The organism is Embleya sp. NPDC001921 (assembly GCF_053594475.1).
On record NZ_JBSFEO010000053.1, the window covers coordinates 21992 to 45925 of the forward strand.

The 23934-nt window shown below is 72.8% G+C and carries 22 protein-coding genes, 1 tRNA gene and 2 pseudogenes; 15 read left to right on the plus strand and 10 right to left on the minus strand.

What is annotated here, in order from left to right:
* Window positions 1-102 precede the first annotated feature (102 nt).
* On the plus strand, window positions 103-654 hold the full coding sequence (locus ACWCPW_RS42280) for a hypothetical protein (RefSeq protein WP_449766937.1): 552 nt from the start codon (window positions 103-105) through the stop codon (window positions 652-654).
* Between the two features lie 153 nt (window positions 655-807).
* A complete protein-coding gene (locus ACWCPW_RS42285) occupies window positions 808-1170 on the plus strand; it encodes a hypothetical protein (protein WP_449766938.1) in 363 nt (120 codons plus the stop codon).
* Here ACWCPW_RS42285 and ACWCPW_RS42290 read toward each other — a convergent pair.
* Window positions 1148-2290 carry a helix-turn-helix transcriptional regulator gene (locus tag ACWCPW_RS42290; RefSeq protein ID WP_449766939.1) on the minus strand — a complete coding sequence of 381 codons (1143 nt, stop codon included), beginning with the start codon at window positions 2288-2290 and terminating at the stop codon, window positions 1148-1150. The genes ACWCPW_RS42285 and ACWCPW_RS42290 overlap by 23 nt on opposite strands.
* Window positions 2291-2621: 331 nt before the next feature.
* Here ACWCPW_RS42290 and ACWCPW_RS42295 point away from each other — a divergent pair, with 331 nt between their 5' ends.
* Window positions 2622-3083 carry a VOC family protein gene (locus ACWCPW_RS42295; protein WP_449766940.1) on the plus strand — a complete coding sequence of 154 codons (462 nt, stop codon included), beginning with the start codon at window positions 2622-2624 and terminating at the stop codon, window positions 3081-3083.
* Window positions 3084-3202: 119 nt separating this feature from the next.
* Here ACWCPW_RS42295 and selB read toward each other — a convergent pair whose 3' ends face one another.
* The 3 genes from selB to ACWCPW_RS42310 all read right to left on the minus strand — a co-directional run bounded on the left by selB (window position 3203) and on the right by ACWCPW_RS42310 (window position 6598).
* A complete protein-coding gene (selB, locus tag ACWCPW_RS42300) occupies window positions 3203-4990 on the minus strand; it encodes a selenocysteine-specific translation elongation factor (protein WP_449766941.1) in 1788 nt (595 codons plus the stop codon).
* Between the two features lie 131 nt (window positions 4991-5121).
* Window positions 5122-6450 (minus strand): L-seryl-tRNA(Sec) selenium transferase, encoded by a 1329-nt coding sequence (gene selA, locus ACWCPW_RS42305; protein WP_449766942.1) that lies wholly within the window; start codon window positions 6448-6450, stop codon window positions 5122-5124.
* A gap of 51 nt (window positions 6451-6501) precedes the next feature.
* A tRNA-Sec gene (locus ACWCPW_RS42310) sits at window positions 6502-6598 on the minus strand.
* 64 nt (window positions 6599-6662) lie between these two features.
* Between ACWCPW_RS42310 and selD the strand changes: the two genes are divergently transcribed.
* Window positions 6663-7691, plus strand: coding sequence for a selenide, water dikinase SelD (selD, locus tag ACWCPW_RS42315; protein WP_449766990.1), 1029 nt, complete (start codon window positions 6663-6665; stop codon window positions 7689-7691).
* Between the two features lie 187 nt (window positions 7692-7878).
* Here selD and ACWCPW_RS42320 read toward each other — a convergent pair.
* Window positions 7879-8036 (minus strand): annotated as a pseudogene (locus ACWCPW_RS42320) (carboxylesterase family protein); the annotation flags it as partial.
* On the opposite strand from ACWCPW_RS42320, the gene ACWCPW_RS42325 reads away from it, so the two are divergent.
* From ACWCPW_RS42325 to ACWCPW_RS42335, 3 genes are all read left to right on the plus strand, one after another.
* Window positions 7993-8247 carry a hypothetical protein gene (locus ACWCPW_RS42325; protein ID WP_449766992.1) on the plus strand — a complete coding sequence of 85 codons (255 nt, stop codon included), beginning with the start codon at window positions 7993-7995 and terminating at the stop codon, window positions 8245-8247. The pseudogene ACWCPW_RS42320 and the gene ACWCPW_RS42325 sit on opposite strands and share 44 nt — an antisense overlap.
* A gap of 148 nt (window positions 8248-8395) precedes the next feature.
* The gene (locus ACWCPW_RS42330; RefSeq protein ID WP_449766943.1) at window positions 8396-9253 is read left to right on the plus strand and encodes a hypothetical protein; all 858 of its coding nucleotides are present in this window, start codon (window positions 8396-8398) and stop codon (window positions 9251-9253) included.
* A gap of 336 nt (window positions 9254-9589) precedes the next feature.
* Window positions 9590-11371, plus strand: coding sequence for a glycoside hydrolase family 3 protein (locus ACWCPW_RS42335; protein ID WP_449766944.1), 1782 nt, complete (start codon window positions 9590-9592; stop codon window positions 11369-11371).
* A 149-nt stretch (window positions 11372-11520) separates the two neighbouring features.
* On the opposite strand, the gene ACWCPW_RS42340 is transcribed toward ACWCPW_RS42335, so the two are convergent.
* From ACWCPW_RS42340 to ACWCPW_RS42350, 3 genes are all read right to left on the minus strand, one after another.
* Window positions 11521-12081, minus strand: coding sequence for a DinB family protein (locus ACWCPW_RS42340; RefSeq protein ID WP_449766945.1), 561 nt, complete (start codon window positions 12079-12081; stop codon window positions 11521-11523).
* Window positions 12082-12312: 231 nt separating this feature from the next.
* Window positions 12313-12780, minus strand: coding sequence for a MarR family winged helix-turn-helix transcriptional regulator (locus tag ACWCPW_RS42345; RefSeq protein ID WP_449766946.1), 468 nt, complete (start codon window positions 12778-12780; stop codon window positions 12313-12315).
* Between the two features lie 157 nt (window positions 12781-12937).
* Window positions 12938-14065 (minus strand): M20 family metallopeptidase, encoded by a 1128-nt coding sequence (locus ACWCPW_RS42350; protein ID WP_449766947.1) that lies wholly within the window; start codon window positions 14063-14065, stop codon window positions 12938-12940.
* A gap of 308 nt (window positions 14066-14373) precedes the next feature.
* On the opposite strand from ACWCPW_RS42350, the gene ACWCPW_RS42355 reads away from it, so the two are divergent.
* The 3 genes from ACWCPW_RS42355 to ACWCPW_RS42365 all read left to right on the plus strand — a co-directional run bounded on the left by ACWCPW_RS42355 (window position 14374) and on the right by ACWCPW_RS42365 (window position 15749).
* Window positions 14374-14895 carry an acyl-CoA thioesterase gene (locus tag ACWCPW_RS42355; protein WP_449766948.1) on the plus strand — a complete coding sequence of 174 codons (522 nt, stop codon included), beginning with the start codon at window positions 14374-14376 and terminating at the stop codon, window positions 14893-14895.
* Window positions 14892-15161 carry a hypothetical protein gene (locus ACWCPW_RS42360; RefSeq protein WP_449766949.1) on the plus strand — a complete coding sequence of 90 codons (270 nt, stop codon included), beginning with the start codon at window positions 14892-14894 and terminating at the stop codon, window positions 15159-15161. Before ACWCPW_RS42355 ends, ACWCPW_RS42360 begins: the two co-directional genes overlap by 4 nt.
* A gap of 348 nt (window positions 15162-15509) precedes the next feature.
* Window positions 15510-15749: a hypothetical protein gene (locus ACWCPW_RS42365; protein WP_449766950.1), complete on the plus strand. Its 240-nt coding sequence runs from the start codon at window positions 15510-15512 to the stop codon at window positions 15747-15749.
* Window positions 15750-15959: 210 nt separating this feature from the next.
* On the opposite strand, the gene ACWCPW_RS42370 is transcribed toward ACWCPW_RS42365, so the two are convergent.
* Window positions 15960-16466, minus strand: coding sequence for an RrF2 family transcriptional regulator (locus tag ACWCPW_RS42370; protein WP_449766951.1), 507 nt, complete (start codon window positions 16464-16466; stop codon window positions 15960-15962).
* A gap of 124 nt (window positions 16467-16590) precedes the next feature.
* Here ACWCPW_RS42370 and ACWCPW_RS42375 point away from each other — a divergent pair, with 124 nt between their 5' ends.
* Window positions 16591-17331 (plus strand): SDR family oxidoreductase, encoded by a 741-nt coding sequence (locus tag ACWCPW_RS42375; RefSeq protein ID WP_449766952.1) that lies wholly within the window; start codon window positions 16591-16593, stop codon window positions 17329-17331.
* A 114-nt stretch (window positions 17332-17445) separates the two neighbouring features.
* On the plus strand, window positions 17446-17892 hold the full coding sequence (locus ACWCPW_RS42380) for a PPOX class F420-dependent oxidoreductase (protein WP_449766953.1): 447 nt from the start codon (window positions 17446-17448) through the stop codon (window positions 17890-17892).
* Between the two features lie 200 nt (window positions 17893-18092).
* Here ACWCPW_RS42380 and ACWCPW_RS42385 read toward each other — a convergent pair.
* Window positions 18093-18245: pseudogene (locus ACWCPW_RS42385) on the minus strand (serine hydroxymethyltransferase); the annotation flags it as partial.
* A gap of 507 nt (window positions 18246-18752) precedes the next feature.
* On the opposite strand from ACWCPW_RS42385, the gene ACWCPW_RS42390 reads away from it, so the two are divergent.
* From ACWCPW_RS42390 to uppS, 3 genes are all read left to right on the plus strand, one after another.
* A complete protein-coding gene (locus ACWCPW_RS42390; RefSeq protein WP_449766954.1) occupies window positions 18753-20141 on the plus strand; it encodes a salicylate synthase in 1389 nt (462 codons plus the stop codon).
* 316 nt (window positions 20142-20457) lie between these two features.
* The gene (locus ACWCPW_RS42395) at window positions 20458-21678 is read left to right on the plus strand and encodes a cytochrome P450 (protein ID WP_449766955.1); all 1221 of its coding nucleotides are present in this window, start codon (window positions 20458-20460) and stop codon (window positions 21676-21678) included.
* A gap of 396 nt (window positions 21679-22074) precedes the next feature.
* Entirely contained in the window at window positions 22075-23895 is a 1821-nt protein-coding gene (uppS, locus tag ACWCPW_RS42400; RefSeq protein ID WP_449766956.1) for a polyprenyl diphosphate synthase, read from the plus strand.
* The last annotated feature ends 39 nt before the right edge of the window (window positions 23896-23934 follow it).

Consider the following 23934-nt stretch of genomic DNA (forward strand, 5'->3'; position numbering starts at 1 on the left):
GCGGCGATCGCGGGGTTCGCCCAACTCTTCAGCCCTTGAGGCCAGTCCTTCATCGGAGTGATCCGCCCCTTCGTGCAAGGGGATTCCGACACCGGACGGCGGATGGCCGTCCGTTTCGCCGCGACGCTCGCCGCGGGTCACCTCGCCATGTCCGGCCTGTTCGTGGCGTTGCTCTATCAGATCGGTACCGTCACGGCCGGATACCTGCCCCGCGATGTCGCGCTGGGGATCTGCGTCGTGGCCGCCGTCGCCGCGATCGGCGTGGATGCGCGCGCCGTCCGCGACAACGGGTATTCCCTGGGGTTCCAACGACAGACGTCGAAATCCCTGATGCACGACGAGGGCCGGCCCTGGTGGGTCACGCCCCTGTTCTGGGGTCTGGACACCGGGCTGATCGGCAGCACCTTCCGGGTCTCGTGCACATCGTGGGTCCTGCTGTTGGCCGCGCTGCTCAATGTCGCGCCGCAGTGGAGCGGGCTGGTGTACGGGTTCTGCTTCGCGATCCCGTTGTTGGTCTCGATCGTCGCGGGAAACGGCGAGGGGTTCGGGTACAAGGGTTCCCAACCTCCGCTGCGGATGGCCCAGTCGGCCGGGCTGGCCGTGCTGGGCACGCTCCCGATCGGCGTGTTGTGGGGTCTGTATGCGATCGGGTGAACCCATGAGAATGGAATCGACCCCATGAGGATGGAAACGACGCGGCGCGTGGTCGCCGCGACCCTGGGAACCGTCGTCGCGTGTGTCGGACTGGCCGGCTGCGCGGCGAACGGGGACCGGGGAAGGCGATCGGCGGGGTGCGACGATGCCGTCGTGCCCACCGATACCGGATTGCCCCAGGCCCTCCACGACGCGGGTTCGCCCCGCGTCGTGGGCGGCGGCACGATCTGGTTCTACGCCCCGGACACCGACCACTGGGGTGACCTGTTGTCCGAGCGCGAGGAAGGCTCGGCTGGCAAGTACCCGTTGTGGGTGGGGGATTCGGCCGCGCCCACGGTGACGGTCCGGGGCGTCTCGGGAACCCGGGGCGTCGGTCGGGCCGAACTCGCCCCGACCGCCCAGGGACTGCCCGGCGCCCTGCCGATGGGCGTCGAAGTACCCGGGCCGGGATGTTGGTCGGTGACCGCGCACAGCGCCACGGGCACCGCGAGCATCACGGTGCGGGCGAAGACGTAGCCGCGCCCGGGCCCGAGTGCGGATCCGGACCCGAGTTCGGGTCCGGGTCCGGCCCGGGTGCGCGCGTCGCGCCGGCCGCCAGCAGTCTCTCCGCGAGCGCGCGACAACGACCCACCAGTTCCGGAGGGTCGAGTATCTCGAAGTCGTGCCCGAGCAGGAGTACGTGCATCAACACGACGTCGAGGTTGCCGGCGCCGCTGAGCACCTCGCAGCGCTCGCTCCCGCGCGGCCGCACCACGGCCGCCGACGCCGAGATCTGCGCGCCCACCGTGTCGGCCGAAGCGTGCACCAGAAAGCGCGCCCGGTGCGGGTAGACCCGACTCGCGACACCCTCCTGCACGTACGTCGCCGCGTCCGGCGCCGCGCGCGGCCGAAAACGCCAGGTGCGGGCGGACACGGCGGTCATCCGGTCGACCCGGAAGCTGCGCCAGTCGTCGCGATCGAGGTCGTAGGCGAGGAGGTACCAGCGCCGGTCGGAGGCGACCAGGCGGTACGGCTCGACCCGCCGCCGTCGCGGCCCACTCCGGGAGTTCCGGGAGTCCGCGACGTTCCCGGCGACCCCCGAACTCCCGGTCGGGTAGTCGAAGCCGGCCTCGACCTCGTCACGGCAGGCTCTGGCCAGCGTCATGAGCACCTCCGGGTCGACCGACGCACGGCCCGCGCCGAACGACTCCACCGAACCCGAAAGCGCACGCACCTCGTGCCGAAGCCGGGTGGGCAACACCCGATCGAGCTTGGTCAGCGCCCGCAGCGCGGCCTCACCGGACCCGACGACCGCACCACCGGCACGACCCGCGTCACCCGCGCCGCCCGCACCCGTACCCGCGCCCGCGCCCGCGATCAGCGAGACCACAGTGGCGATCGCCTCCTCGTCGTCGAGCAGCAGCGGCGGCAGATCCTTGCCCGTGCCGAGTTGGTAGCCGCCGCCGACCCCCTGGCCGGCATGTACGGGATAGCCGAGCGACCGCAGCCGCTCGACATCGCGCCGCACCGTCCGCGAGGTGACCCCCAGCCGCTCGGCGAGCTCGGGGCCGGACCAGACCCGGCGCCGCTGAAGCAGCCCGAGCAGCGTGAGCACCCGCTCCGTCGTACCCCGCTCGTCACCACGCGCCACGCCCATGTCGAACACCCTGCCAGAGATGGCGGACAGATCCTGTCCGCCTAGGGTGTCAGGGTGGGTCCATGGACGCGGACGACCTGGCGGTACGGCGACGGCGCGGCCGGGGAGCTCGACCGACCCGAGGGCCGGCACGACGCCCGGCTCACCGGCGCGCGCGACCTCCGCGACGCCGGGCTCCGGCTGCCGGTCGGCGCGAAGGCGCCTCCCCCGAGGCGACCAGGGCCGATCCGGTGCCGCACATCCACCGCGAACCGATCCACCGCCTGTCCGAGGTCCGCCCGCTGCGCGACCTCCACCCGCACATCCGACCCACCATGAACGGAGCAACCCGATGAGCCGCCACTTCCAGGTGACCTTCGACGCCCACGACCCGAGGGCGCTGTCCTCCTTCTGGGGCGAGGCGCTGGGCTATGTCATCCCCGGCCCGCCCGGGGTCGACCTGCCCGAGGGGGCCGACCCGCTGGCCGCGTGGGACGAGTTCCTCGCGCGGATCGGCGTGCCCGAGGAGCAGCGCAACACCCGATCGGCACTGGAGGACCCGGACGGAACCGGTCCGCGAGTGTTCTTCCAACAGGTACCGGAGGGCAAGGTCGCCAAGAATCGCGTGCACCTCGACGTGCGGGTGGCTCCCGAACTTCAGGGGGAGGAGCGCATGGCGGCGCTGGAGGCCGAGTGCGCCCGGCTCGTCGCGTTGGGTGCGGCCCGGGTGCAGCGCCACGAACCCGCTCCGCCGCTGGGCACCGGCCACATCGTGATGACCGACCCCGAGGGCAACGAGTTCTGCCTGGACTGACAGTGACGATTGCCGTGGCTCCGCCCGGGGTCCGACTCACCCACCCGGAGCGCGGTCGCCCGCCGCCTCGGCCGCCTGTGCGGCCGAGCCGGCCGGCGGTGGCACGACGCGCTCCCCGGTTACCCGGGCGCGGCCCCGGGCCCGTCGACCCGCACCACGATCCGGCGATCGTCCGGCAGGCGACGGATCCGGCCCGCGCGCTCCAGGTGTTCCAGGACGGGCATCGCCACCCGGCGCGTGGTGTGCAGCGCGGCCCGCGCCCGCGCGACCGTGAAGGGCTGCTCCAGGACGGCCAGCCGCCGCACGGCCTCCTGCGGCGCGTCGGGCAGCAGGAGTACCGCGTCGGCGGCCCGGAACAGCGCGCCGGCGCGCACCGAGGCCGCCACCTCGCGCCTGCCCAGGCCGAGTTCGGCCAGGCCCTCGGCGGTGCGGGCGGCGAACGGCGCGTGCGTGAGTTCCCCCACCAGTACCTCGACCGCCGCCGCCACGCCGGCGGGCAACTCGGTGACCCGGGTCCGGTGCGCGATCCGCCCGTGCCGGACGGTCAACGGCGGCTCGACCAGGGCCAGGACCAGTTCGCGATCGGCCAGCGCGAGCGCGCGCCGAGCCTCCTCGACGGACAGCCCCGCGTCCAGGTCCCGATCGGCGTGTACCGCCTCCACCAGGCCGCGCAGCCGTTCCCGCAGCCCGTCCCAGTGCGTCGGGTCCGCGAGCCAGTCGCCGACCACCGCGGCCCGATCCGTGTCGATTCCCATCGCACCGAGATCCCGGCGGCGTACCAGCTTGCGCCGGGACAGTTCGGCGGCCTCGTCGGGGATGTCGCACATGCCGGCCAACTCCACCGCGCGGGCCGCGGCGGCGCCTCGGCGCCCGCGCAGTTCCGGCGGGCGCACGTCCAGGATCACGACGCCGCCCAGGATCCGGCGCAGCCCCGGATCACGCAACAGCGCCCGGTCCCCCAGCCGCAGCGGCAGGGCCGTCTCCGCCCGCAGGCGCGCGGTGTCGGCGCCCAGCGCGCGGACGCGCACCGCGACCGCCGCCGAGCCGATGTGCAAGACCGCGCCGCGCGGCAGCGACGCGGCGGGGTCGCCGTGCACACGTATGTCGAACTCGTCGGTGGGAACGAACCGTGCGGGGGTCAGCAAGGCGTCGCCTCGGCCGATCTCGGCGACTTCGACGCCGCGCAGGTTCACCGCGACCCGGCCCACCGCCGCCACCTCGGGGAGCGCCCGGCCCAGGGCCTGTACGCCGCGCACCCGCACCCGCCGGTTCGTCGAGGCGATCGTGTAGGTGTCGCCCACTCGCACCCGGCCCGCCGCAAGGGTGCCGGTGACCACCGTGCCGCTGCCGCGGACGGAGAAGGAGCGGTCCACCCACAGCCGTACCGGCCCGTCGGTGACCGGGGTCGGCAGCGCGTCGGTGACCCGCGCCAACGCCGCCCGCAGCTCGTCCATGCCGTGTCCGGTGCGGGCGCTGACGGCCACCGCCTCCACCGCGCCCAGCGCGGACTCGCCGATCCGCGCGCGGGCCTGCGCCATCGCCGGTTCCGGGTCCGCCAGATCGGCGCGGGTGACCACGAGCAGGCCGCTGCGCACGTCGAGCGCGTGCAACGCGGCCAGGTGCTCGGTGGATTGCGGCATCCATCCCTCGTCCGCCGCGACCACGAACATCACCGCCGGGGCGGGTCCCACTCCCGCGAGCATGTTGGTCACGAAGCGTTCGTGCCCGGGGACGTCGACGAACGCCAGATGTCCGCCCGAGGGCACCCGCGTCCATGCGAAGCCGAGATCGATCGTCATCCCCCGCCGGCGCTCCTCCGCCCAGCGGTCCGGCTCCATCCCGGTCAGGGCCCGCACCAGCGTGGACTTCCCGTGGTCGACATGCCCCGCCGTGGCCACCACCCGCATCTCACCGCCCCCCGAGCGGGTGGGGGACCGCGCCCGGCCGTCCCGGGCCGCGAACGACCCGCGACGGCCCGATGGACCCGGGACCGGCGATGGCCCGGGCCCCGACTCGCACCCGCACCCGCACCCGCACCTCAAGCCTCCGTGCGCGCGCGGACGACCGCCGCGATCACATCCGGGTCCCGGTCGGCCGGCACGCAGCGCAGGTCGAGCAGCAGGCGGCCGTGCTCGACCCGACCCACGACGGCGGGTGCGCCGACGCGCAGCGGTCCGGCGAGTTCGTGCGGCAGCGCGACGGCGAAGGACGCCAGTGCCACGCCGGGCGCTCCCCCGCCGCCGACCCGGCCCTGTGCCTCGACCACGTGCGCGGGCACCCCGGCCGCCTCCAGCGCGCCGGCCAGGTCCCGGGACCGGTCCGCGAGTTCCCGGGCCGGGATGTGCAGGGCTGCCGTCACCGGTGGGCGTGGTCCGCGCAGGGTCGCCTCCAGGGCCGCCAGGGTGAGTTTGTCCACGCGCAGCGCGCGGGCGAGCGGGTGGGCGCGCAGCGCGGCGATCACGTCGGCGTGCCCGAACAGCAGGCCTGCCTGCGGGCCGCCGAGGAGTTTGTCGCCGCTCGCGGTCACCAGCGTCGCTCCCGCACGCAACATCGACGCCGCGTCGGGTTCGTCGGGCAACAGCGGTTCGGGCGAGAGCAGTCCGGAGCCGATGTCGACCACCACCGGACAACCGAGCGTGGCCAGCGACCCCACGTCGACGGCCGCGGTGAATCCGGAGACCACGAAGTTGGACGGATGCACCTTCAGCACGAAGCCCGTGTCCGGGCCGACCGCGTCGGCGTAGTCGCGCAGGTGGGTGCGATTGGTGGTGCCCACCTCGCGGACGCGCGCGCCGGTGGAGGCGATCAGTTCGGGCAGTCGGAAACCGTCGCCGATCTCCACCATCTCGCCTCGGCTGACCAGGATTTCGCGTCCGCTCGCGAGCGCGGTTGCGGCCAACACCAGGGCCGCCGCACCGTTGTTGACGACATGTACGGCCGGGGCGTCGGGCACCGCCGCGGCCAGCGCCGCGAGAGCGGAGCGTCCGCGCGGGGCCCGCCGGCCGGAGCCGAGGTCGAACTCGACGTCGGTGTAACCCGCCGCGTCCGCCACCGCCCGGATCGCCGCGTCGGACAGCGGCGCACGACCCAGGTTGGTGTGCACCACGACGCCGGTGGCGTTGAGCACCGTACGCCCTCCCGGGGCCTGCTCCACGAGCGCCGACACGACCGACCCGACCAGCCGCTCCGGCGCCAACTCGCCGCTGCGGACCGCCTGTTGGGCGGTGTGGATGGCGTCCTTGACGGCGGCCCGGCCCAGCCGCCGCAGCGGTTCCGTCAACGCGGGATCGGCCAGGACCGTCCCGGTCGCCGGCGTACCCCGGCGCGGATCCGCGCCCGGCCCCGGCCCGTCTTCCCTTGTGCGCACGCGTGGTTCCCCCGGAGACCCGGTCGTCCGGGCACCCGGTCGGGTGCCCGGTGGCGGAGGCGGACGGGAATCGAACCCGCCCGGCCCGGATATCCGGACCACATCGGTTTTGAAGACCGAGGGGGGCACCAGCCACCCGAACGCCTCCATGCCGCCGACTCGGGCGGAATGTGTCACCAACTGTCGGACTGCGTAAGCATGATGGCATGACCATGTCTTCTGTGTCCGCCGGGTCTTCTGTCGCCGCCGGACTCCGCCTGACCCGATACGCACACGGTGGCGGCTGCGCGTGCAAGATCCCACCGGGCGAACTCGAGGCCGTCGTCGCCGGGCTGATCCCCGATGGGGCCGACGACGGCGCCCATCCCCTGCTGGTCGGCCTGGAATCCGGCGACGACGCCGCCGTGGTCGGCTTCGGCCCCGGGAACGCGCTCGTCCTGACCGCCGACTTCTTCACCCCGGTCGTGGACGACCCCTACGACTGGGGTCGCATCGCCGCGGCGAACGCGCTGTCCGACGTGTACGCGATGGGCGGGCGGCCGATCGTCGCCGTCAACCTGCTCGGCTGGCCGCGTGACGTGCTGCCGATGGACGTGGCGGCCGAGGTGCTGCGCGGCGGCGCCGACGTCGCGCGGATCGCCGGCTGTCTGGTCGCCGGCGGTCACAGCGTCGACGACCCGGAGCCCAAGTACGGCATGGCCGTCACCGGCTCCGCCGACCCGGAGCACCTGCTGCGCAACGGGGCCGGCCGCGCGGGTGTCCCGCTCACCCTCACCAAGCCGCTGGGCGTGGGGATGCTGAACAACCGACACAAGAGCACCGGCGAGGTCTTCCCGCAGGCCATCGCGTCGATGACCGCGCTCAACGACGTCGCGAGCCGGGCCGCGTTGGCCGCCGGTGCGGTCTGCGCGACCGACGTCACCGGCTTCGGGCTGCTGGGCCATCTGCACAAGCTCTCCCGCGCGAGCGGCGTCACCGCCGTCGTCGACACCGCGGCGGTCCCCTACCTCGAAGGCGCCCGCGAGGCCCTGGCCGCCGGCTACGTCAGCGGCGGCAGCCGCCGCAACCTCGACTGGGTGAGCCCCCACCTGGACGCGGGCAAGGCGGACGCGGACGAACTCCTGCTCCTGGCCGACGCCCAGACCTCCGGCGGACTCCTCGTCGCCGGCGAGATCCCCGGCCACCCCGTGATCGGCGAACTCGTGCCGGCCCGCCCGGGGGTCACGATCGCGCTGCGCTGACCGGGACTCGCGACCCCGGGCGGCGCAACCGCCGGGCCACGCAGTGGGGTTCGGTGCCCGGGGCCACTGCCGGGAGCCACCGCTCCGGGATCGCCGCGGGACTCGCGACCCCGGGGCGGCGCAACCGCCGGGCCCCGGAGCGGGGTTCGGTGCCCGGGGCCACTGCCGGGAGCCACCAACACGCCGCCCTGGGCGGCGGCGGCCCGTACGCCACCGCCTCCCGCACCCGCTCCCATCCCCGCACCGGACGCGGCGCGGCGCGGCGAACCGCAACGAACCCACCGGCGGCTCGGCGAACGGGATGCCGCGGAAGACCGCCACACCCGCCTCCAGGCTGCCGCGCAGCACGCCGGCCGCGATCCGGACCCTGGGCCGGGATCCGGACGGCTCCGCCGCGTTCGACGCCTCGGACGGCTCGGACGGCTCGGACGCGTCAACGGTCATCGCAGGTCCCTCCATGGACGAATGGCGCGCGAGCACAGCCGGAATTCGCGTCGGCTCCGACACCGCGCATCGTCCCGCCGCGTCCGGACCCGCGCCGGCCATCTACCGATGACCCCGGACTCGGCCGACGGCGTACCCCCGAATCCCTCGGGGTCCCTCGCCTTCGGGCAAGGGTCCCTCGGGATCGGGATGCGATCTTTCGTCGGTCCGAAAGCGGCGTAAGACTCGTGCTCTCGACCGACCATGGGGGAACTCAGCACATGCGCAGCGCACGATTTCGTCTTGCGGCCCTTGCCGTCGCCACGTCGGTGCCGTTGTTGCTCGCGTCCGCGTGCGACTCCGACGCCGGAACGGACGACAAGGGTGCCAAGGGGGTCGTCACGACCGGCGCCGCGGCCGACGGGCCCGGCCGGTCCCAGTCGCCCGGCCCCTTCGACCCGAACGGCTCCGGCACGGCCGGTGCCAAGTCGCCCTCGGCGACCCCGAAACCGTCGAGCGGCGGCGGGTCGACCGGATCGGCGGGCCGGGTGCTGACGCAGGATCAACTGTCCTCGGTGGTGGTGACGCGAGCGGAGATGAACACCGGGGCGGACTACAGCAAGGACGTTCCCAACCCCCGTGTCCTCGGCGGGAAGGAGACCGCCGAGCGGCCCGAGTGCCAGCCGTTCGTCGACCTCATGCTGCCCGGCAACGGCACGCCCGCGCCCCTGGCCGCCATCAAGGCCGCGACGTCCGCGGACCCGACCCCGGCCGACCCGATGCCCGGTCGCGCCGACATCGTCGAGTTGTACGCCTTCGGTCCGGGCCAGGCGGAAGACCTGTTCGCCAAGGGCCGCACCGCTCTCGCCGCGTGCTCGACCATCACGACCAAGGACGAGCAGGGCACCCGCACCACGATGGCCTACACCCGGGCGAACGGGCCCGCCCTGGGCGACGAGTCCTTCGCGGCGACCGCGCAGGACCCCGAGGCGGGCGCGAGCGGCCTGTTGCTGGTGCGGGTCGGATCGCACCTCGTGCTCGTATCGACCGTCGACCTGGAGAGCACCAAGGCGATCCCGCCCAACCAGGCCCTGGCCCGCACCCAGGTGAGCAAACTCCAGGCGGCCGTGCGCTCCTGACCGAAGCGGCGTGCCCGGATCCACCTCCGGGCACGCCGCGACGAGGACATCGGCGGGATCTCGCCCATCGGCAGCGGCCCGCGCACCGGTCCCGGGGTGACCGCGACGTGCCGCGAGAGCCAGGACCCCATCCGCCGTCCCCGCTGGACCCTTCGTCCGGCTGCCGGTTCCGCACCCTCTGCGCCTACGCGACCCGACGGTGCGTGGACGAGGAACCCACCGTGCGCGCCGTCGGCGAACAACGGCACCGTAGCCTGCCACCACCCGCTTCTGCCGCTCTCCGCGCCGACGACAGAACACCCCACGTCCGCCATCGACCACCGGGACTGATCCGCGATGCCCCAGACGCTGCGTCACCACGACGGCACCCGCTTCCGCGACCTCAACCACAACGGGACCATGGAGCCCTACGAGGACCCCCGGCTCCCGGTCGACGAACGCGTCGCCGACCTGCTGGGCCGGATGACCCTGGAGGAGAAGGCCGGACTGATGTGCTGCGGCCGGATGATCCCGGGCGAAGGTACCCGCGTTCCCTCCGGAGCCGAACTGATCGGCGAACGCGGCATCAACACCTTCGGGCTGACCGCCATGCCCTCGCCGGTCGAGATGGCCCGGTGGAACAACCATGTGCAGGACCTGGCCGCCGCGACCCGTCTCGGTATCCCCGTCACGCTCGCCTCCGACCCCCGGCACGGCTTCACCGAGAACCCGGCCACCGCGTTCACCGGCGGCGCGTTCAGCCGCGGCCCCGAACCGATCGGCCTCGCGGCCACCGACGACCCCGCACTCGTCGAGGAGTACGCCGCGGCGATGGCCGCCGAACTACGCGCCGTCGGCGTCCGCGTCGCGATCCACCCGATGGCCGACCTGGCCACCGAACCCCGCAAGCCGCGCACCAGCGGCACCTTCGGCGAGGACGCCGACCGCGCCGGACGCATCCTGGCCGCCTACATCCGGGGCTTCCAGGGCGAGCGCGTGGGAGCGGACAGCGTCGCCTGCATGACCAAGCACTTCCCCGGCGGCGGACCCCAGGAGGGCGGCGAGGACCCGCACTTCGCCTACGGCACGCGCACCGTCTACCCGGGCGGAAACCTCGACTACCACCTGCGGCCCTTCGAGGCCGCGTTCGAGGTCGGCACCGCCCAGGTCATGACGTGCTACTCGATCCCGGTCGGCACGGCGCTCGCCGAGGTCGGCGCCTCGTTCAACCGCGACATCCTCACCGGTCTGCTCCGCGAACGCTACGGCTTCGACGGCGTGGTGTGCAGCGACTTCAACGTGCTCACCGGCATGGAGATCCCCGGAATCGTCGCCTTGCCACCGCGCAATTGGGGCGTCGAACACCTCTCCATCGCCGAGCAGGCGGTGCTGATGCTCGACGCCGGCGTCGACCAGTTCGGCGGGGAGACCCGGTCCGACCTGATCGTCGACGCGGTGCGCTCGGGCGCCGTCGCCGAAACGCGCATCGACGAGTCGGCGCGGCGGATCCTGCGCGACAAGTTCCGGCTCGGTTTGTTCGACGACCCGTACGTCGACCCCGACAACGCCCAACAGGTGGTGGGACACCCGTCGCGCGCCGAACTCGGCCGCCGCGTGCAGCGGCACGCCCTGGTCCGGCTGACCGGCGAACCCTTCACCGCTCGTCCGCGCCCCCGGCTGTACGTGGAGAACATCGACTCGGAGATCGCGGCCCGCTACGGCACCGTGGTGGAGCGACCCGAGGACGCGGACCTGGCCGTCATCCGGATCGACGCCCCCTACGAAGTCCGCGAAGGACTCTTGGAACGCCACTTCCACGCCGGATCCCTCGACTTCCCCGCCGACGAGCTCGAGCGTCTGCGCAAGCTGTGCGCGACCGTACCCACGGCCATCGACGTCTTCCTCGACCGCGCCGCGATCCTCACCGAACTCGCCGGCTGCGCGACCGCCCTCATCGCCGACTTCGGCGCCGACGACGACCTCGTGCTGGACGCCGTCTTCGGCAACAGCCCCACCCCCGGAACCCTGCCCTTCGACCTGCCCTCGTCGATGCGGGCGGTCCGCAACTCCCGCGAGGACGTCCCCTTCGACACCCACGAACCGCTCTTCCGCTGCGGGCACCCGCACACGACCCGGTGACGACACACGCCCGGCGCCCGCTTGTCCGAGCCGACGCACGCCCGTCACCGCGCCGTCCGCGGCCGCACGGCCGGCAGGCCCGCGCGGCGTGCGTTCGTCGGGGCGGTCGTCGGGCGTATCCGGCGATCGTCGGGACTCGGGGCGCGTGGTTACACGCCGATCGCTCCGTCGATACGTTCGCGGAGCAGGTCGGCGTGGCCGTTGTGGCGGGCGTACTCCTCGACCATGTGCACGAGTACCCAGCGCAGGGACACCGTTCCGCGCCACTCGTCGTCCCCCTCGACATCGAGGTCGGGCGCCTCGATGGTGAAGCGCTCGGCGAAGGCGACCTCCGTACGCCAGGCCTGCCAGGCCTGCTCGACGATCGCGGAGTCGGGCGCCGCGCCGTCGAAGTCGCCGTCGGGATCGGCCGGCGAGGAGAACCGGGCCGGTGCGTCCTGCCCGGCCAGCACCTTGCGGAACCAGCGCCGCTCCACGTCGGCGAGGTGGCGCACGATGCCCAGCAGCGAGAGGGTGGAGGGTTCCACGGATCGCCGGGCCAATTCCGTCCCCAGCCCGGAGCACTTCAGTTCCAGGGTCGCGCGCTGGGCGGCCAGGATGTCGGTCAGGATGCCGAACTCACCGCCCGTGGTGGGGCCGTCGAAGCGACGGTTGGCGGCGACACCCGCGAGCAGGTCGCCTCTTCTGGTCGGTTCGGTCGTGTCCGTCATGGTCGGCCATCACGATCTGCCCGGTAGGGCCTAGGAATTTTCGGGACTCGGGGACTCGGGGACTCGGGGACTCGGGGGCTCGGGAGCTCGGGGGCTCGCCTGTTGGCCCGAGCAGCATCACGGGTGCGCGGCCGGCCGGGTCGACCCCGGGCAGCCCGCCCGGGTCGCGGAGCAGCGCGGCTTGCCCGGCGGCGAGTGCTTCGACAACCCCGGCCCCGACCTCGGCCGAGCTCACGTACCGCGCACCCAGGCCGCCAGTTCGGCCAGGTGGACGTTCTCGCGGGCAGCGTGCAACTCGGCGCCGAGGGCCGCGCGGTAGGTGGCCGTCGCCTGCTCGTAGCGCAGGTGTCCGGCCGTACTGACCGTCGCGCGCACGCCCCGGCCGTCATCCCCACCCACGGAGGTTCGTGCGGCCATGCCTTGGGCCTCCAGGCGCCCCACGAGTCGGGTGACCGAGCTGACCTTCAGGCCGATGCGCTCCGCCAACTCCCCCATCCGCAGGCTTCCTCCGCTGTCCTGCCTGCTCAGTGCGCACAACGCCCGATACTCCGAGAGCTGCAGGCCGTGGGACTGCCGCAGGGCCTGGTCCAACCGCTGTTCGATCCGACCGAGCAGGCGCACCGCCATGCACCAGCGGTCGTCCTCGTCGTCACCGGCGGGCGCCGCTCCGGGGTCGCCGGGCGGCATGAAGTCCGACATGGCGACAACTTACATACTGCTTGTACAAGCAATCAAGTCCCTCGAACCGAGCGAACCGCACGCCCCCCAAGCACCCAAGCACCCAAGCACCCGAGCCCCCGAGCACCCGGCACCCGGGCACCCGGCCTCCGACGCACCGCCGCTCCGTACCCTGCCTCTACTCCGCGGCGCGGAGTCCGTCGATCGTCGTCGCCAGCAGCGCTGTTCGCATCGGCATGCTCGCGATGTCGACGAACTCGTCGCGCGCGTGCGGATGCCCTCCCACGGCGCCCATGCCGTCCAGGGTGGGGATGCCGATCGCGGCGGTGAGGTTCCCGTCCGACCCGCCGCCCGAACGCACCGCTTCCGGCTCCGGAACCCCCAGCTCACGTGCCGCCGCGCGCACGCGCGCGAGCAGGTCGAGGGACATGGCTTCCTCGAGCGGATATCGGTTGACACCGCCGCTCACCAAGAGCTCGGCCCGGGGCAGTACCGCTCGCAGACCCTCCATGTGCTTCGCGACACGGTCGAGTTCGGCACGACTCCAGGCGCGGACGTCGACCGCCAACGTCGCCGCCTCGGGCACGGTGTTGACCGTGGACCCGGACGCCGCGACGGTGGGTGTGACCGTGGTGCCCAGCTCCGCGCGCGCCACCGGGATCAGTGCGAGTACCTGGTGCGCGAGTTCCACCGTCGTGTTCACGCCCAGCTCCGGTTCCAGACCCGCGTGGGCGGCCCGACCCCCGACCTCCAGCCGAAAACGGGCCACCCCCTTGCGCGCGACCTTGACCGCACCCCCGTCCGCGCTCGGCTCCCCCACCAACACCGCACCGGACTCGGCGGCCACCTCCTCGACCAGCGCGCGCGAGATCAGCGAACCGGTCTCCTCGTCGCCGGTCAGGAGCATCCCGACCCGATCCCGCGCCGTGGAGGCCCGGGCCGCGTACAACATCTGTACGATCCCGGCCTTCATGTCGAAGACACCGGGACCCCGCGCCACTCCGTCCCGCGCCGAGAAGGGCAGCTCCGCGAGGGTTCCCATCGGCCACACGGTGTCGTAGTGCCCGAGCAGGAGCGGCCCGCGCCCCCGCGGACGCCAGACCAGATTCGTGATGCCGTCCAGCACCACGCGCTCGGGTTCGCGACCGAGGAACCGCGTGCCCACCGCCGCCAGCAGTTCCGCGCACCGGTCCAGGGCCGCACGGTCCTCCGACGGGGATTCGCAGGTCACCAGATCGCGCAACAGAGCCACCATCGCGTCGAGCTCGGCCGACATGTCCTCGAGACAGCGCTTGGGGGAAGCCATACCCGAATACCTGTCCCGTCGACCGGCCCGATCCACCTCGACATCGCCGCACGCGGCGACATCGGCGTCGGCGAGACGTGGACCGCGCCGACACGGCCACGACGAACTTCGGCCTCAGACGCGGCGTGATGTGCGGCGACGGCACATCCTTGTTCGTGACCTCGCGAACACCAGGTCGTTGGGATGTCGTATGCCACGCCACCCGGGCGGCCCACGCGTCGCTCCGATCGCACGGGCGACGGCCGACGCCGTCCGAGGGAGCGCGGCCGTCGTACCCGGCGAGGAACGCGAAGGACGGACACACCACCATGACCACCGCGGAAACGAACTCTCCGGTCCGGGCGATGCCCAAGGCGCCCAAGGCGCCCGAGGCACCGGTGCCCGAGTACCGCAGCGAACGGCGCACCAGACTCTCGGACCTCGACCGCTTCGGACGCGTACACAACATCTCGCTGATCCGCTACATCGAGGACGCACAGGTGGAACTCACCGCCGCCGGCCTGGCCGGCGACGCGGTGTTGGACGTCGGTTGGGCAGCCGTACAGCGTGACACCTCGTTCCTGGTCCCGCTGCCCATGCTCGCCGAACCGGTACGTCTGGCCACCACGGTCACCCAGCTCGGTCGGTCCACGATGGCGTTGTCCACCCGGATCGAGCACCGGGGCGTCGTACACGCGCAGTCCTTCGACCGCTTCCTGGCATGCGACCACAACGGCATGCGCCGCCGCCTGGACGACGGCGAGTTGCGCTGGTTGCGCCGCTGGATGCCCGGTACGCGCGAGATCGCCGTCGGCGTCGGCGCGCCGCGGCACGAGGGCCGATTCGCGTGAGCGGTGACATCACGACGAACCCGTGCTCCGGTGATCCGGCGACCGCTCCCAGCCGCGACCAGCGCGCCGGACTGGCCTGCGCGGCCTGCGGCACCGACCTGCGCACCTCCCAGCACGCCGTCGTCACCGGCGGCACCCCTATCGCCCAACTCCTCGCCTGCCCCGGCGAATGCGCCCGACGCCTGACCGGGAACCCGTACGGCTTGGACCAGGAACCCATGCCGTTGGCCATCCGCATCGGCCGGCACGAAGGCTGGTCCTGGTAACCCTCCCCACCGATCCGCCTCCGGCACCCCGCGGCCGAGAGCATGCCGCGCGGAACCCGGGCGGGCCGGGCGGGCCGGGCGGGCCGGGCGGGCCCAACCTCGCGCCATGCCCGACGAGCGTCCCCAGTCCCCGGTCCCCGGATCACCGGCGGCGGACTCCCCGCCGATCATGAGCCTCGGCCACCGGGGCGCCCCACCCGTAACCGTTGTACGCCGACGGGCGTTGAGCCCGCTGTCGCCGGGCGACGCGAAGTCCGCGCCCGGGCGCTCCCCGACGGGGCGACGGAGACGCGCCCCACCGGGGCGTGATCCGTGACCCATGACCCGTGGTTCGGAAGGGATTTGCACATGACTCTTCGAGGACGGCTCGGCGAGATCGCCGTGTTGACGGCATTGGCGGCGGTCGGTACGGCCGCGGCGGCAGGCAGCGCCCACGCCGATCCCGCTCCGCAACCCCCGACGACCGCGGGGGAGGTCCCCGGCGCGGCGGCCGGCGCGTTCGCGGACGCGGTGACGACGGGCGGCCTGCCGATCGGCGGGGTGCAGACCGGGCAACTCCCCCTCGACGAGTTGCCCACGCTCGGCTGACCTCGGCCCGGGGTTCCCGCTCGGGAGGTGGGGGGTCGGGATCGGGATCGGGGTCGGGAAGTAGCGAGGTCGGGGGATGACGACGACCTCGCACAGGAGCGGACCGTCGAACGCGTGCCGTTGCGGGCCGTTCGCCGCGCAATCGAACGTCACGACATGATCAGCGGTAGGCGCCCAGTCGACGGTATGCGCCCAGTCGACGGCGGGCGCTCAGTCGGCGGCGGGCGCGCCCTCGCCGGCGCCCGGACCGTTCAGCCAGGTGCGGATGCCGGCGAGCGCGGCGGGGCCGTAGTCCTCGTCGACGCTCCTGGCCAGATCCGCGATGGTGATCGCGCGCAAAGCCGCGCGCCACGCGGCGTCGGCGGTGGCCATCGCGCGGGTGATCGCGCAGGGTCGGGTGCACGCCTCCGGCGCCGCCGCCAGCGGACCCCTTTGGCGGATCTCGGTGCACACGAACGCGGGTTCCGCGCCGTCCACGGCCGTCACGACGTCCAGGACGGTGATCCGTTCGGCCGCCCTGGTCAGCACGTACCCGCCCGACTTGCCCTGGATCGAGCCCACCAGATCCGCGCGGGAGAGCGCCTGGAGTTGTTTGGCCAGGTAGCTGCCGGAGACGCCGTGGAGTTCCGCGAGCCGCGCAGCGGGTACCGGCTCCGTCGCCGTGGTCAGCACCACACAGCAGTGCAGCGCCGACTCCACCCCACCCGACAACTTCATCCCCTCGCCCGTCCCTCCGGTTGACTCGGATGAACTCTATCCGAGTATTATCGCGGACAAGATGTATCCGAGTTTGAATGCGTTCCCGCGCGACCTCGCGCACTCGACGAGAGGCAGGACCACCATGAAGATCACGGTCGTCGGCGGAACCGGACTGATCGGCTCGCAAGTGGTCCGAAAGCTGACCGCGAGCGGCCACCAAGCCCTCCCCGCGGCGTTGTCCACCGGTGTCGACCTGATCACCGGGAAGGGCCTGCGGGAGGCGCTGGAGGGCGCCGAGGTGGTGGTCAATCTGGCGAACTCGCCGACCTTCGACGAGAAGTCCCCGGACTTCTTCCGCACCTCCATGGGCAACCTGCTCGACGCGGGGGCGGACGCCGGGGTCGGGCACCAGGTGATCCTGTCGATCGTCGGCGTGGACCGGGTACCCCGGCTGGACTACTACCGCGCCAAGTCCCTGCAGGAGGACCTGCTCCGCCAGGGGCCCACGCCGTACTCCATCGTGCGCGCCACCCAGTTCTTCGAGTTCATGGACGCCGTGCTGTCCTGGACCTCCGACGACGACACCGTCCGGCTGCCCGCCACCCCGATCCAGCCGATCGCCGCCGCGGACGTCGTCGACGCGGTCGTCGAGGTCGGTGTCGGCACCCCGCTCCAGGGCATCCGCAACGTCGCCGGCCCGGACGTCTTCACCCTCGACGAGCTCGGCAGGATCACCCTGGCCGCGCGCGCCGACGCCCGCGCCGTGGTCGTCGACGACGCGGCGGGCATGTTCGCGGCCGTCCCCGGCGACGTGCTCATCGCGGGACCGGACGCGCATCTGGCACCGACGCACTACCGGGACTGGATCCGAACGGGCCGGTAGCGGCGTCGCGTCGACGGGATCCGAGGGGTCCCGGAGTAGGGTTTCGGTGCGGTCGGATGCGGCGACGTCGTCGCGGGGGCATCCACCGCGGCCGGACACCGACGAGGAGGACCCATGTCGAAGCCGCCACTGCCCGAGCAGGCGATCACGATGTTGCGGCAGCCCAATCCCGCGGTCGTGACCACGCTCCGGGCCGACGGCCAACCCGTCTCCACGGCGACCTGGTACCTGTGGGACGAGGGCAGGGTGCTCGTCAACATGGACGAGGGACGCAAACGCCTCGAGCACATCCGCAACGATCCGCGCGTCTCGCTGACCGTGCTCGACACGGGGAATTGGTACACGCATCTCAGCCTGATCGGCCGGGTCACCGAGATCCGCGACGACAAGGACCTGATCGACATCGACCGCCTGTCCCGTCACTACGGCGGCCAGGACTACCCGCAGCGGGACCGGGGCCGAGTCAGCGCCTGGATCGACATCGAGCGCTGGCACGGCTGGGGCACGCTCAAGGACAGCGACCAGGCGGGCGGCAGCCGTACCGCCGCCGACGCGGAGTAGCCGAACCGGCCCCGGGCGATCGCGTCGGCGACGCGACCGCCTCGGAGCCGGGCCGGGGCCGATGTCGGCCGCGTGGCGGCGGTGTTGCCCTCGGATCGGCGAGTACGGCGTGGGCACGGGCGATGTGCCGCCGCACTCGCCGACCGGTCACGGGACGCCCGTACGCGTCGGCAGGCTCCCACGCGATCGTCCGGGAAGTCGGTCACGGTTGTGTCGGCGTCCACGTGCTGGGCCACCGCGTGGTAGAGGCGGCCCGAGAAGTTCATCGCCGTGCCGTGCGCGAGGTGGCCGCCGTGGGACAACTCCAGGCCCGGCATCGTGTCGCCGGGCGTCAGCAGCGCGCTCCAAGGTCGAGCGTTGCCGGGTCGGTTCGCGTCCGAGCAGGGCGTGGAGTTCGGGGTCGGCCTCGGCTGTCGACGGCGACAACGGGGCGGTCATCGGCACACCCCGTGGGCGATTCGCGGGTGATCACCACCGTTTGCCACTGATTCCCCTGCGGGCACGGGCGTTCGTCAACGACCCCTCCTCGGTCTCGCGGGTCCGGTTCGCTCCCGGAGCGGGAACCCACACCCGGCCTGGTACGTTGAAGTTAGGTAAGGCTAACCTACCTGATCACTACTCAACAAGGGTCGCCGAACGCGCATCGAGCGTGCTTCGTCGACGAGGGGCACACGCGCCCGGCCGTGTCCGCCATGAAACCAAACCCCTTGCGGGTGGGGGCGGTTCGGCCCCGACGGCCGGGATCGCGCGACTCCGGGACGTCGACGGCCCACCCGGATCCGACGTCCGACGCCGGATCCGCGCGCCACTCCGGCCCCGTTTCCCCCACCCATGCGCAACTTCCGAGGACGGTGCAACCAGTGGCCATCGAGTCCCCCGCGACCGCGCCCACCCGCCGCTACCTGCACGTTCGCCGAGAAGGGAGGTACGATCCGCCCGCCGTCGCGGTGCGGTTGGCCCAGTCCGGGCTCTTCGACGAATCGGTCGTCTACGCACGCGACGCGCGCTCGTGGTTCGCCGGCGGCGCGGCCATGGTGCTCACCATCCACCACGACACCGTCGTCGGCGCGGGCGAGGGTCGACGGACGAGCGTACCGTGGGCGGGCTCGCCCGCGCGGGCGATCGAGACCCTCCTGGCCGACGCACCGATCCGGGATTGGCGGCTGTACGGCCGTCTGGACTTCGAACTCGGCGCTGTACCACGGGTGTTGTCTCCCTCGGAGCGCGGCCCGGAGCTGGGTCGGCTGACCGTTCCCCGCGTAGAGGTCGAGGTCGACGAGACGTCGCTGACCGTGCGCGCCCTGGCGGGCGAGGACCTCGACCGGGTGCTGCTCGCCGCGACGGCCGCCGGCCGGTCGAGTCACACGACGACGCGGCCTGTGCAGGTCGAGACCGACGAATTCGCGCTGTTCGCCACCACCGTGGCAGCCGCGATCGACCGCATCCGGGCGGGCGAACTCGACAAGGTGGTCCTGTCCCGCGGTGTCGAGGTCCCCTACCCGGTGGACTTCCCCGCGACCTACCTGCGCGGGCTTCGCGCGAACACACCCGCGCGGTCGTTCCTACTCGACCTGCCCGGCCTCCGGGCCGCCGGATTCAGCCCGGAGACCGTCGTGGAGGTCGACGCCGACCTGCGGATCGCCACCCGACCGCTCACCGGCACCTGTCCGCGCGACGGCGACCCGGTGTTCGACGCACGGCGGCGGGCCGCGCTGGTCCAGGACGCCAAGGAGGTGTACGACCACGCGATCTCGGTACGCCTGGCGCACAGCGAACTGGCCGCGCTGTGCGACCCGGACGGTGTCGGCGTCGACGAGTTCATGGCGGCCAGGGAACGCGGCGGCGTCCAGCACATCGGCTCGCGGGTGTTCGGGCGCCTCGACGCGCGACACGGGCCGTGGGACGCGCTGTTCGCACTGTTCCCCGCGGTGACCGTGTCCGGTGTGCCCAAGGCGGCCGCGTGCTCGATGATCGCCGAGTACGAGGAGGCGCCTCGCGGCCTCTACGCGGGCGCGGTCGTACGGGCCACGCACGCCGGGGAGTTGGACGCCGCACTCGCGCTGCGCATGGTCTACACGCGGGACGACCGCGCCTGGTTGCGCGCGGGTGCGGGCGTCGTGGCCGACTCACGGCCGGTGCACGAATACCGCGGGACGTGCCACACCCTCGCCGCCGTCGCCCCGTACGTCGTGCCGGCGACACCCGAGGGCGAACCACCCGCAGCCTCCGCCGCGTTCACCGCCCGCTGAGCGAACACCGGCGTAGAACCCCGATCCGAGCCGACCCCGAGCCGCCCCCGCGCCGAGGTCGCCGCCCGCATCCTCGCCGACGAGGAACCTCACGTGCCCTTGGAATTCGCGTGTGCCCGTGGGCAGTTCGTGAGAACTGAGCGAACGAAGGGACTTCAGCGTATGGCTATAGTAATCACATGATTACACTTAGTTGCCGATCTTGTTCTCGCTCTCACCTGCGCCCGCGCCCGCGCTTACGCTCGCATCCCGCGTCGAGCGGAAGCGCGCCTTCACCACGACGAGGCCGTGCTCCGATCGGATGGGAGACAGGTCGGTGACGACACGTCCCGACACGACCACTCCACACGTGGACCTCGTCTCCGCATCCTTTCGGAACGATCCCTACCCGGCACTGCGGGCTCTGCGCGAGCACGACCCCGTGCATTTCGACCCCACGTGGAATGCCTGGCTGCTCACCCGGTACGACGACGTGGTCCGTGGAATCGCCCATCCCGACATCTCCGCGGACCGGATCACCCCACGCCTGCGGCAGTTCCCGCCCGCCCACCGCGAGCGGTTCCGCCCGTTGGCCGAAATGCTCCTCCGCTGGCCGCTGATGGCCGATCCGCCCGAACACGGGCCGCTGCGCACTCCGGTGACCCGCTCGATGAACCAACGCGTCATCCGGTCCTTCCAGCCCTTGGTCGAGCGCACGGTCACCGAGATCCTCGACCGCGCCCTGACCCGCGGCGAGCTGGACGCGGTCGCGGACCTGGCCGTACCGCTGCCGCTCTACGTCGTCTCGGAGATCATCGGCGCGCCGCGCGAATCCCACGAGTTGCTCAAACGCTGCGCCATCGGCATCGTCGACTTCTTCGGCGCCCCGCCCGCGACCTACCTGGCCACCGCCGCCGAGGCCCTCGACAGTGTCCGCGAAGCCTTTGCCCATCTGGGCGAGTTGGTCGCCCGGCGCCGCCGGGCACCGGGCCACGACCTGATCAGCGTGCTGCTCCGGGGTGGTTCCTCGTCGAACGAACAGGTGGTTTCCACCTGCCTGATGATGGTCTTCGCCGGTTTCGAGACGACCACCAACCTGCTCGGCAACGGCCTGTTGTCGCTGCTGCGCCATCCCGGGCAACTCGCGCGCCTGCGCGAGAGTCCCGACCTGCTGCCCTCGGCGATCGAGGAGATGTTGCGCCTGGAGAGCCCCGTGCAACGCCTGTCCCGGATGGCACGCCGGGACCTGGTGCTGGGCGGTCGCGAAATCCGCGAGGGCGACCTGGTGTTCTTCATGCTCGGCGCCGCGAACCGCGATCCGAGCGTCTTCGTCGACCCGGATCGCTTCGACATCGCCCGCGAGGGGCGTCGGCACCAGGCCTTCGGGCCGGGAGTCCACGCCTGCCCCGGCGCCGCGCTCGCTCGCATGGAGGCGCGCATCGCCTTCGGCGAACTCCTGCGCCGCGCACCGGTGATGTCGCTCGCCGACGACGACATCCGGTATCACGACAACCTCTCCGTTCGCGCGCTGCGCGAACTGCGCGTACGACTGGGCTGACACCGTCCCGACCCCGCCGGCGATCGACGCGCGGGGTCGGGGCACGTCGCACGGAGCGTGTCGGCGGGCACGGCCCGCACGATCGACGCGGGGCCGGCCGGGATCCTCGCCCCCGCGACGCGGCACCGACGTCTCGTCACCCGTTCGGCCCAGACCGGTCACCCTTGCGAGGCATCTTCGGCCCATACGCGTGACATGGCGGGCCGGAAACCGGTTGTCTCCCCCTATGCCCGGGTCATCCGCCAACACCGGGTCGTGACAAGGGCGTTGCCCCGATCGTGCGAGATCCGCGCGGTGTCGAACCGCCGGGGCGTGCCTGTCTTGTACGGATCCGCCCGTCCCGTACGGATGTGCCCGCCGCGACGCGCACGCCGTCCCGCCCGGCCGAGGAGCCCCATGCCCCGTTCCCGTTCCGTCTACCGCGCGGCAGCGATCGACGAACCGCGTCTCGTCGAAGGCTACGAGGCGTGCCGCAGGGCGATCCGCCGGGCGGGGGGCACGGAATACCCGACGGCCCGGCTGATGCCGCCGGCGTTACGCCCGGCGCTGTGGGCGATCTACGCGGCCGGCCGGGTGATCGACGACATCGCCGACACCGGTGATCCCGCCGGCAGAAAGGCGCTGTTCGACGCCTGGACCACCGCGTTCGACGAAGACCTGCGGCGCGGTGACAGCGAGGATCCGGTACGTCGGGCCCTGGTGCACACGATGCTGACCTGGGACCTGCCGACCGACGGCCTGTCGGCGGCGTTCGCCGCCACGCGAGCGGACATCGCCGGCCGCACCCATCCCACCTGGAAGGCGTGGAGCGCCTATTCCCAGGCGGTCAACACCTCCTTCTTCGCCCAGGGCGCGGCGCTCCTGGCCGCCGCGGGCCTGTACCTGCCGCTGCGGTTGCGCTACCTGGACGCCGCCCGGCAGTGGGTGGACGCGCTGAGCATCATCGACAACCTCGAGGACCTCGCGGAGGACCTCGCCCAGGGCCGGATCACCGTGCCCTTGGAGGTGCTCACCGACCACGGCCTCACGGCGGCGGACCTGACCGGCGGCACGCACGACGCGCCCGTCGCGGCGATGATCGGGCACCTGGTGGCACAGGCCCGCCTCTGGCTGGCCCAACCCGACCTGTTCCGCGAACTGCCCCCGGCCCTCGCGGTGGTGGCGGGCGCGGTGACCGACATCGGCCGGCTGCGGCTGGAACGCGTCGAGCGGGCCGGGGCGCGACTGCTGCGCGGAAAGCCCCGGTCGCCCCGTCTGGCGAGCCGGCGCATCCTGCTCCCCGCCCGGCTCAAGGCGCACGTGGCGTGGCGGTTCCTCACGCCGATCGGCCCCGCGCGGTCCCGGCAGGATGCCGCGACCCGTCGCCCGCCCGCCCCGGCGGGCCTGTTGCCGGCGCCCCGCTCCGAGACCCCCACGCCTCCCCGGCCGCATCCCTCGGGCGCGCGCCCGCCGAGCTGCCCCACGCGGCGGCTCCCCCGGCACGTGGCCGTCGTCATGGACGGCAACGGCCGCTGGGCCACCGACCGCGGCCTGCCTCGTACCGAAGGCCATCGCGCGGGCGGCGAGTCGATGCGGGACGTCGTACACGGCGCCTTGGAGATCGGCCTGCGGTACCTGACGCTCTACGCGTTCTCCACGGAGAACTGGCGTCGGCGGCCGGAGGAGATCGACGGCCTGCTCGCGCTCGTGCGAGACGACACGGTCGACGCGGCCGTGCTCGATCACGACGTGCGCTTTTGCTGGGCCGGCTCCGCCGAAGGTCTGCCCCAGGACGTCCTGGAACGCCTCGTCCGCCTGGAGCACGCCACCAAGGATCGCACCGGGCTGACCCTGACCCTGTGCGTCAACTACGGCGGCCGGATCGAACTCACCCAGGCCGCCGCCTCGTTGGCCCGGGCCGCCGTCGCCGGCCGGATCGACCCGGCGCACATCTGCGAGCGCGTGTTCGCCGCCCACCTGGCCCTGCCGGACCTGCCGGACGTCGACCTGCTGTGGCGCACCGGCGGCGAACAGCGCACCTCGAACCTGCTGCCCTGGCACGCCGCCTACGCGGAACTCCACTTCAGCGACACCCGTTGGCCCGACGCCGACCGCCGCGACCTGTGGCAGGCGATCACCGCGTACGCGGACCGCGGCCGCAACTTCGGCGCCGTACCGGATGCCGCGGCGCCGGCGGCGGGGCAGCCCGCCCACGACGCGGGCGCGCCGGGCCACTGACGCGCTGCTCCCTGCCGAAAGCGTCGTGGGGGAACGGTT

Coding starts and splice junctions, on each gene's coding strand:
- selB (WP_449766941.1), bottom strand. CDS start 4,990: ATGCGGGTGGTGGCCACGGCGGGGCATGTCGACCACGGGAAGTCCACG.
- ACWCPW_RS42370 (WP_449766951.1), bottom strand. CDS start 16,466: ATGAAGTTGTCGGGTGGGGTGGAGTCGGCGCTGCACTGCTGTGTGGTG.
- ACWCPW_RS42365 (WP_449766950.1), top strand. CDS start 15,510: ATGACTCTTCGAGGACGGCTCGGCGAGATCGCCGTGTTGACGGCATTG.
- ACWCPW_RS42355 (WP_449766948.1), top strand. CDS start 14,374: ATGACCACCGCGGAAACGAACTCTCCGGTCCGGGCGATGCCCAAGGCG.
- ACWCPW_RS42345 (WP_449766946.1), bottom strand. CDS start 12,780: ATGTCGGACTTCATGCCGCCCGGCGACCCCGGAGCGGCGCCCGCCGGT.
- ACWCPW_RS42280 (WP_449766937.1), top strand. CDS start 103: ATGGCCGTCCGTTTCGCCGCGACGCTCGCCGCGGGTCACCTCGCCATG.
- ACWCPW_RS42335 (WP_449766944.1), top strand. CDS start 9,590: ATGCCCCAGACGCTGCGTCACCACGACGGCACCCGCTTCCGCGACCTC.
- ACWCPW_RS42330 (WP_449766943.1), top strand. CDS start 8,396: ATGCGCAGCGCACGATTTCGTCTTGCGGCCCTTGCCGTCGCCACGTCG.
- ACWCPW_RS42290 (WP_449766939.1), bottom strand. CDS start 2,290: ATGGGCGTGGCGCGTGGTGACGAGCGGGGTACGACGGAGCGGGTGCTC.
- uppS (WP_449766956.1), top strand. CDS start 22,075: ATGCCCCGTTCCCGTTCCGTCTACCGCGCGGCAGCGATCGACGAACCG.
- ACWCPW_RS42340 (WP_449766945.1), bottom strand. CDS start 12,081: ATGACGGACACGACCGAACCGACCAGAAGAGGCGACCTGCTCGCGGGT.
- ACWCPW_RS42295 (WP_449766940.1), top strand. CDS start 2,622: ATGAGCCGCCACTTCCAGGTGACCTTCGACGCCCACGACCCGAGGGCG.
- ACWCPW_RS42325 (WP_449766992.1), top strand. CDS start 7,993: ATGCCGCGGAAGACCGCCACACCCGCCTCCAGGCTGCCGCGCAGCACG.
- ACWCPW_RS42375 (WP_449766952.1), top strand. CDS start 16,591: ATGAAGATCACGGTCGTCGGCGGAACCGGACTGATCGGCTCGCAAGTG.
- ACWCPW_RS42380 (WP_449766953.1), top strand. CDS start 17,446: ATGTCGAAGCCGCCACTGCCCGAGCAGGCGATCACGATGTTGCGGCAG.
- selD (WP_449766990.1), top strand. CDS start 6,663: ATGTCTTCTGTGTCCGCCGGGTCTTCTGTCGCCGCCGGACTCCGCCTG.
- ACWCPW_RS42350 (WP_449766947.1), bottom strand. CDS start 14,065: ATGGCTTCCCCCAAGCGCTGTCTCGAGGACATGTCGGCCGAGCTCGAC.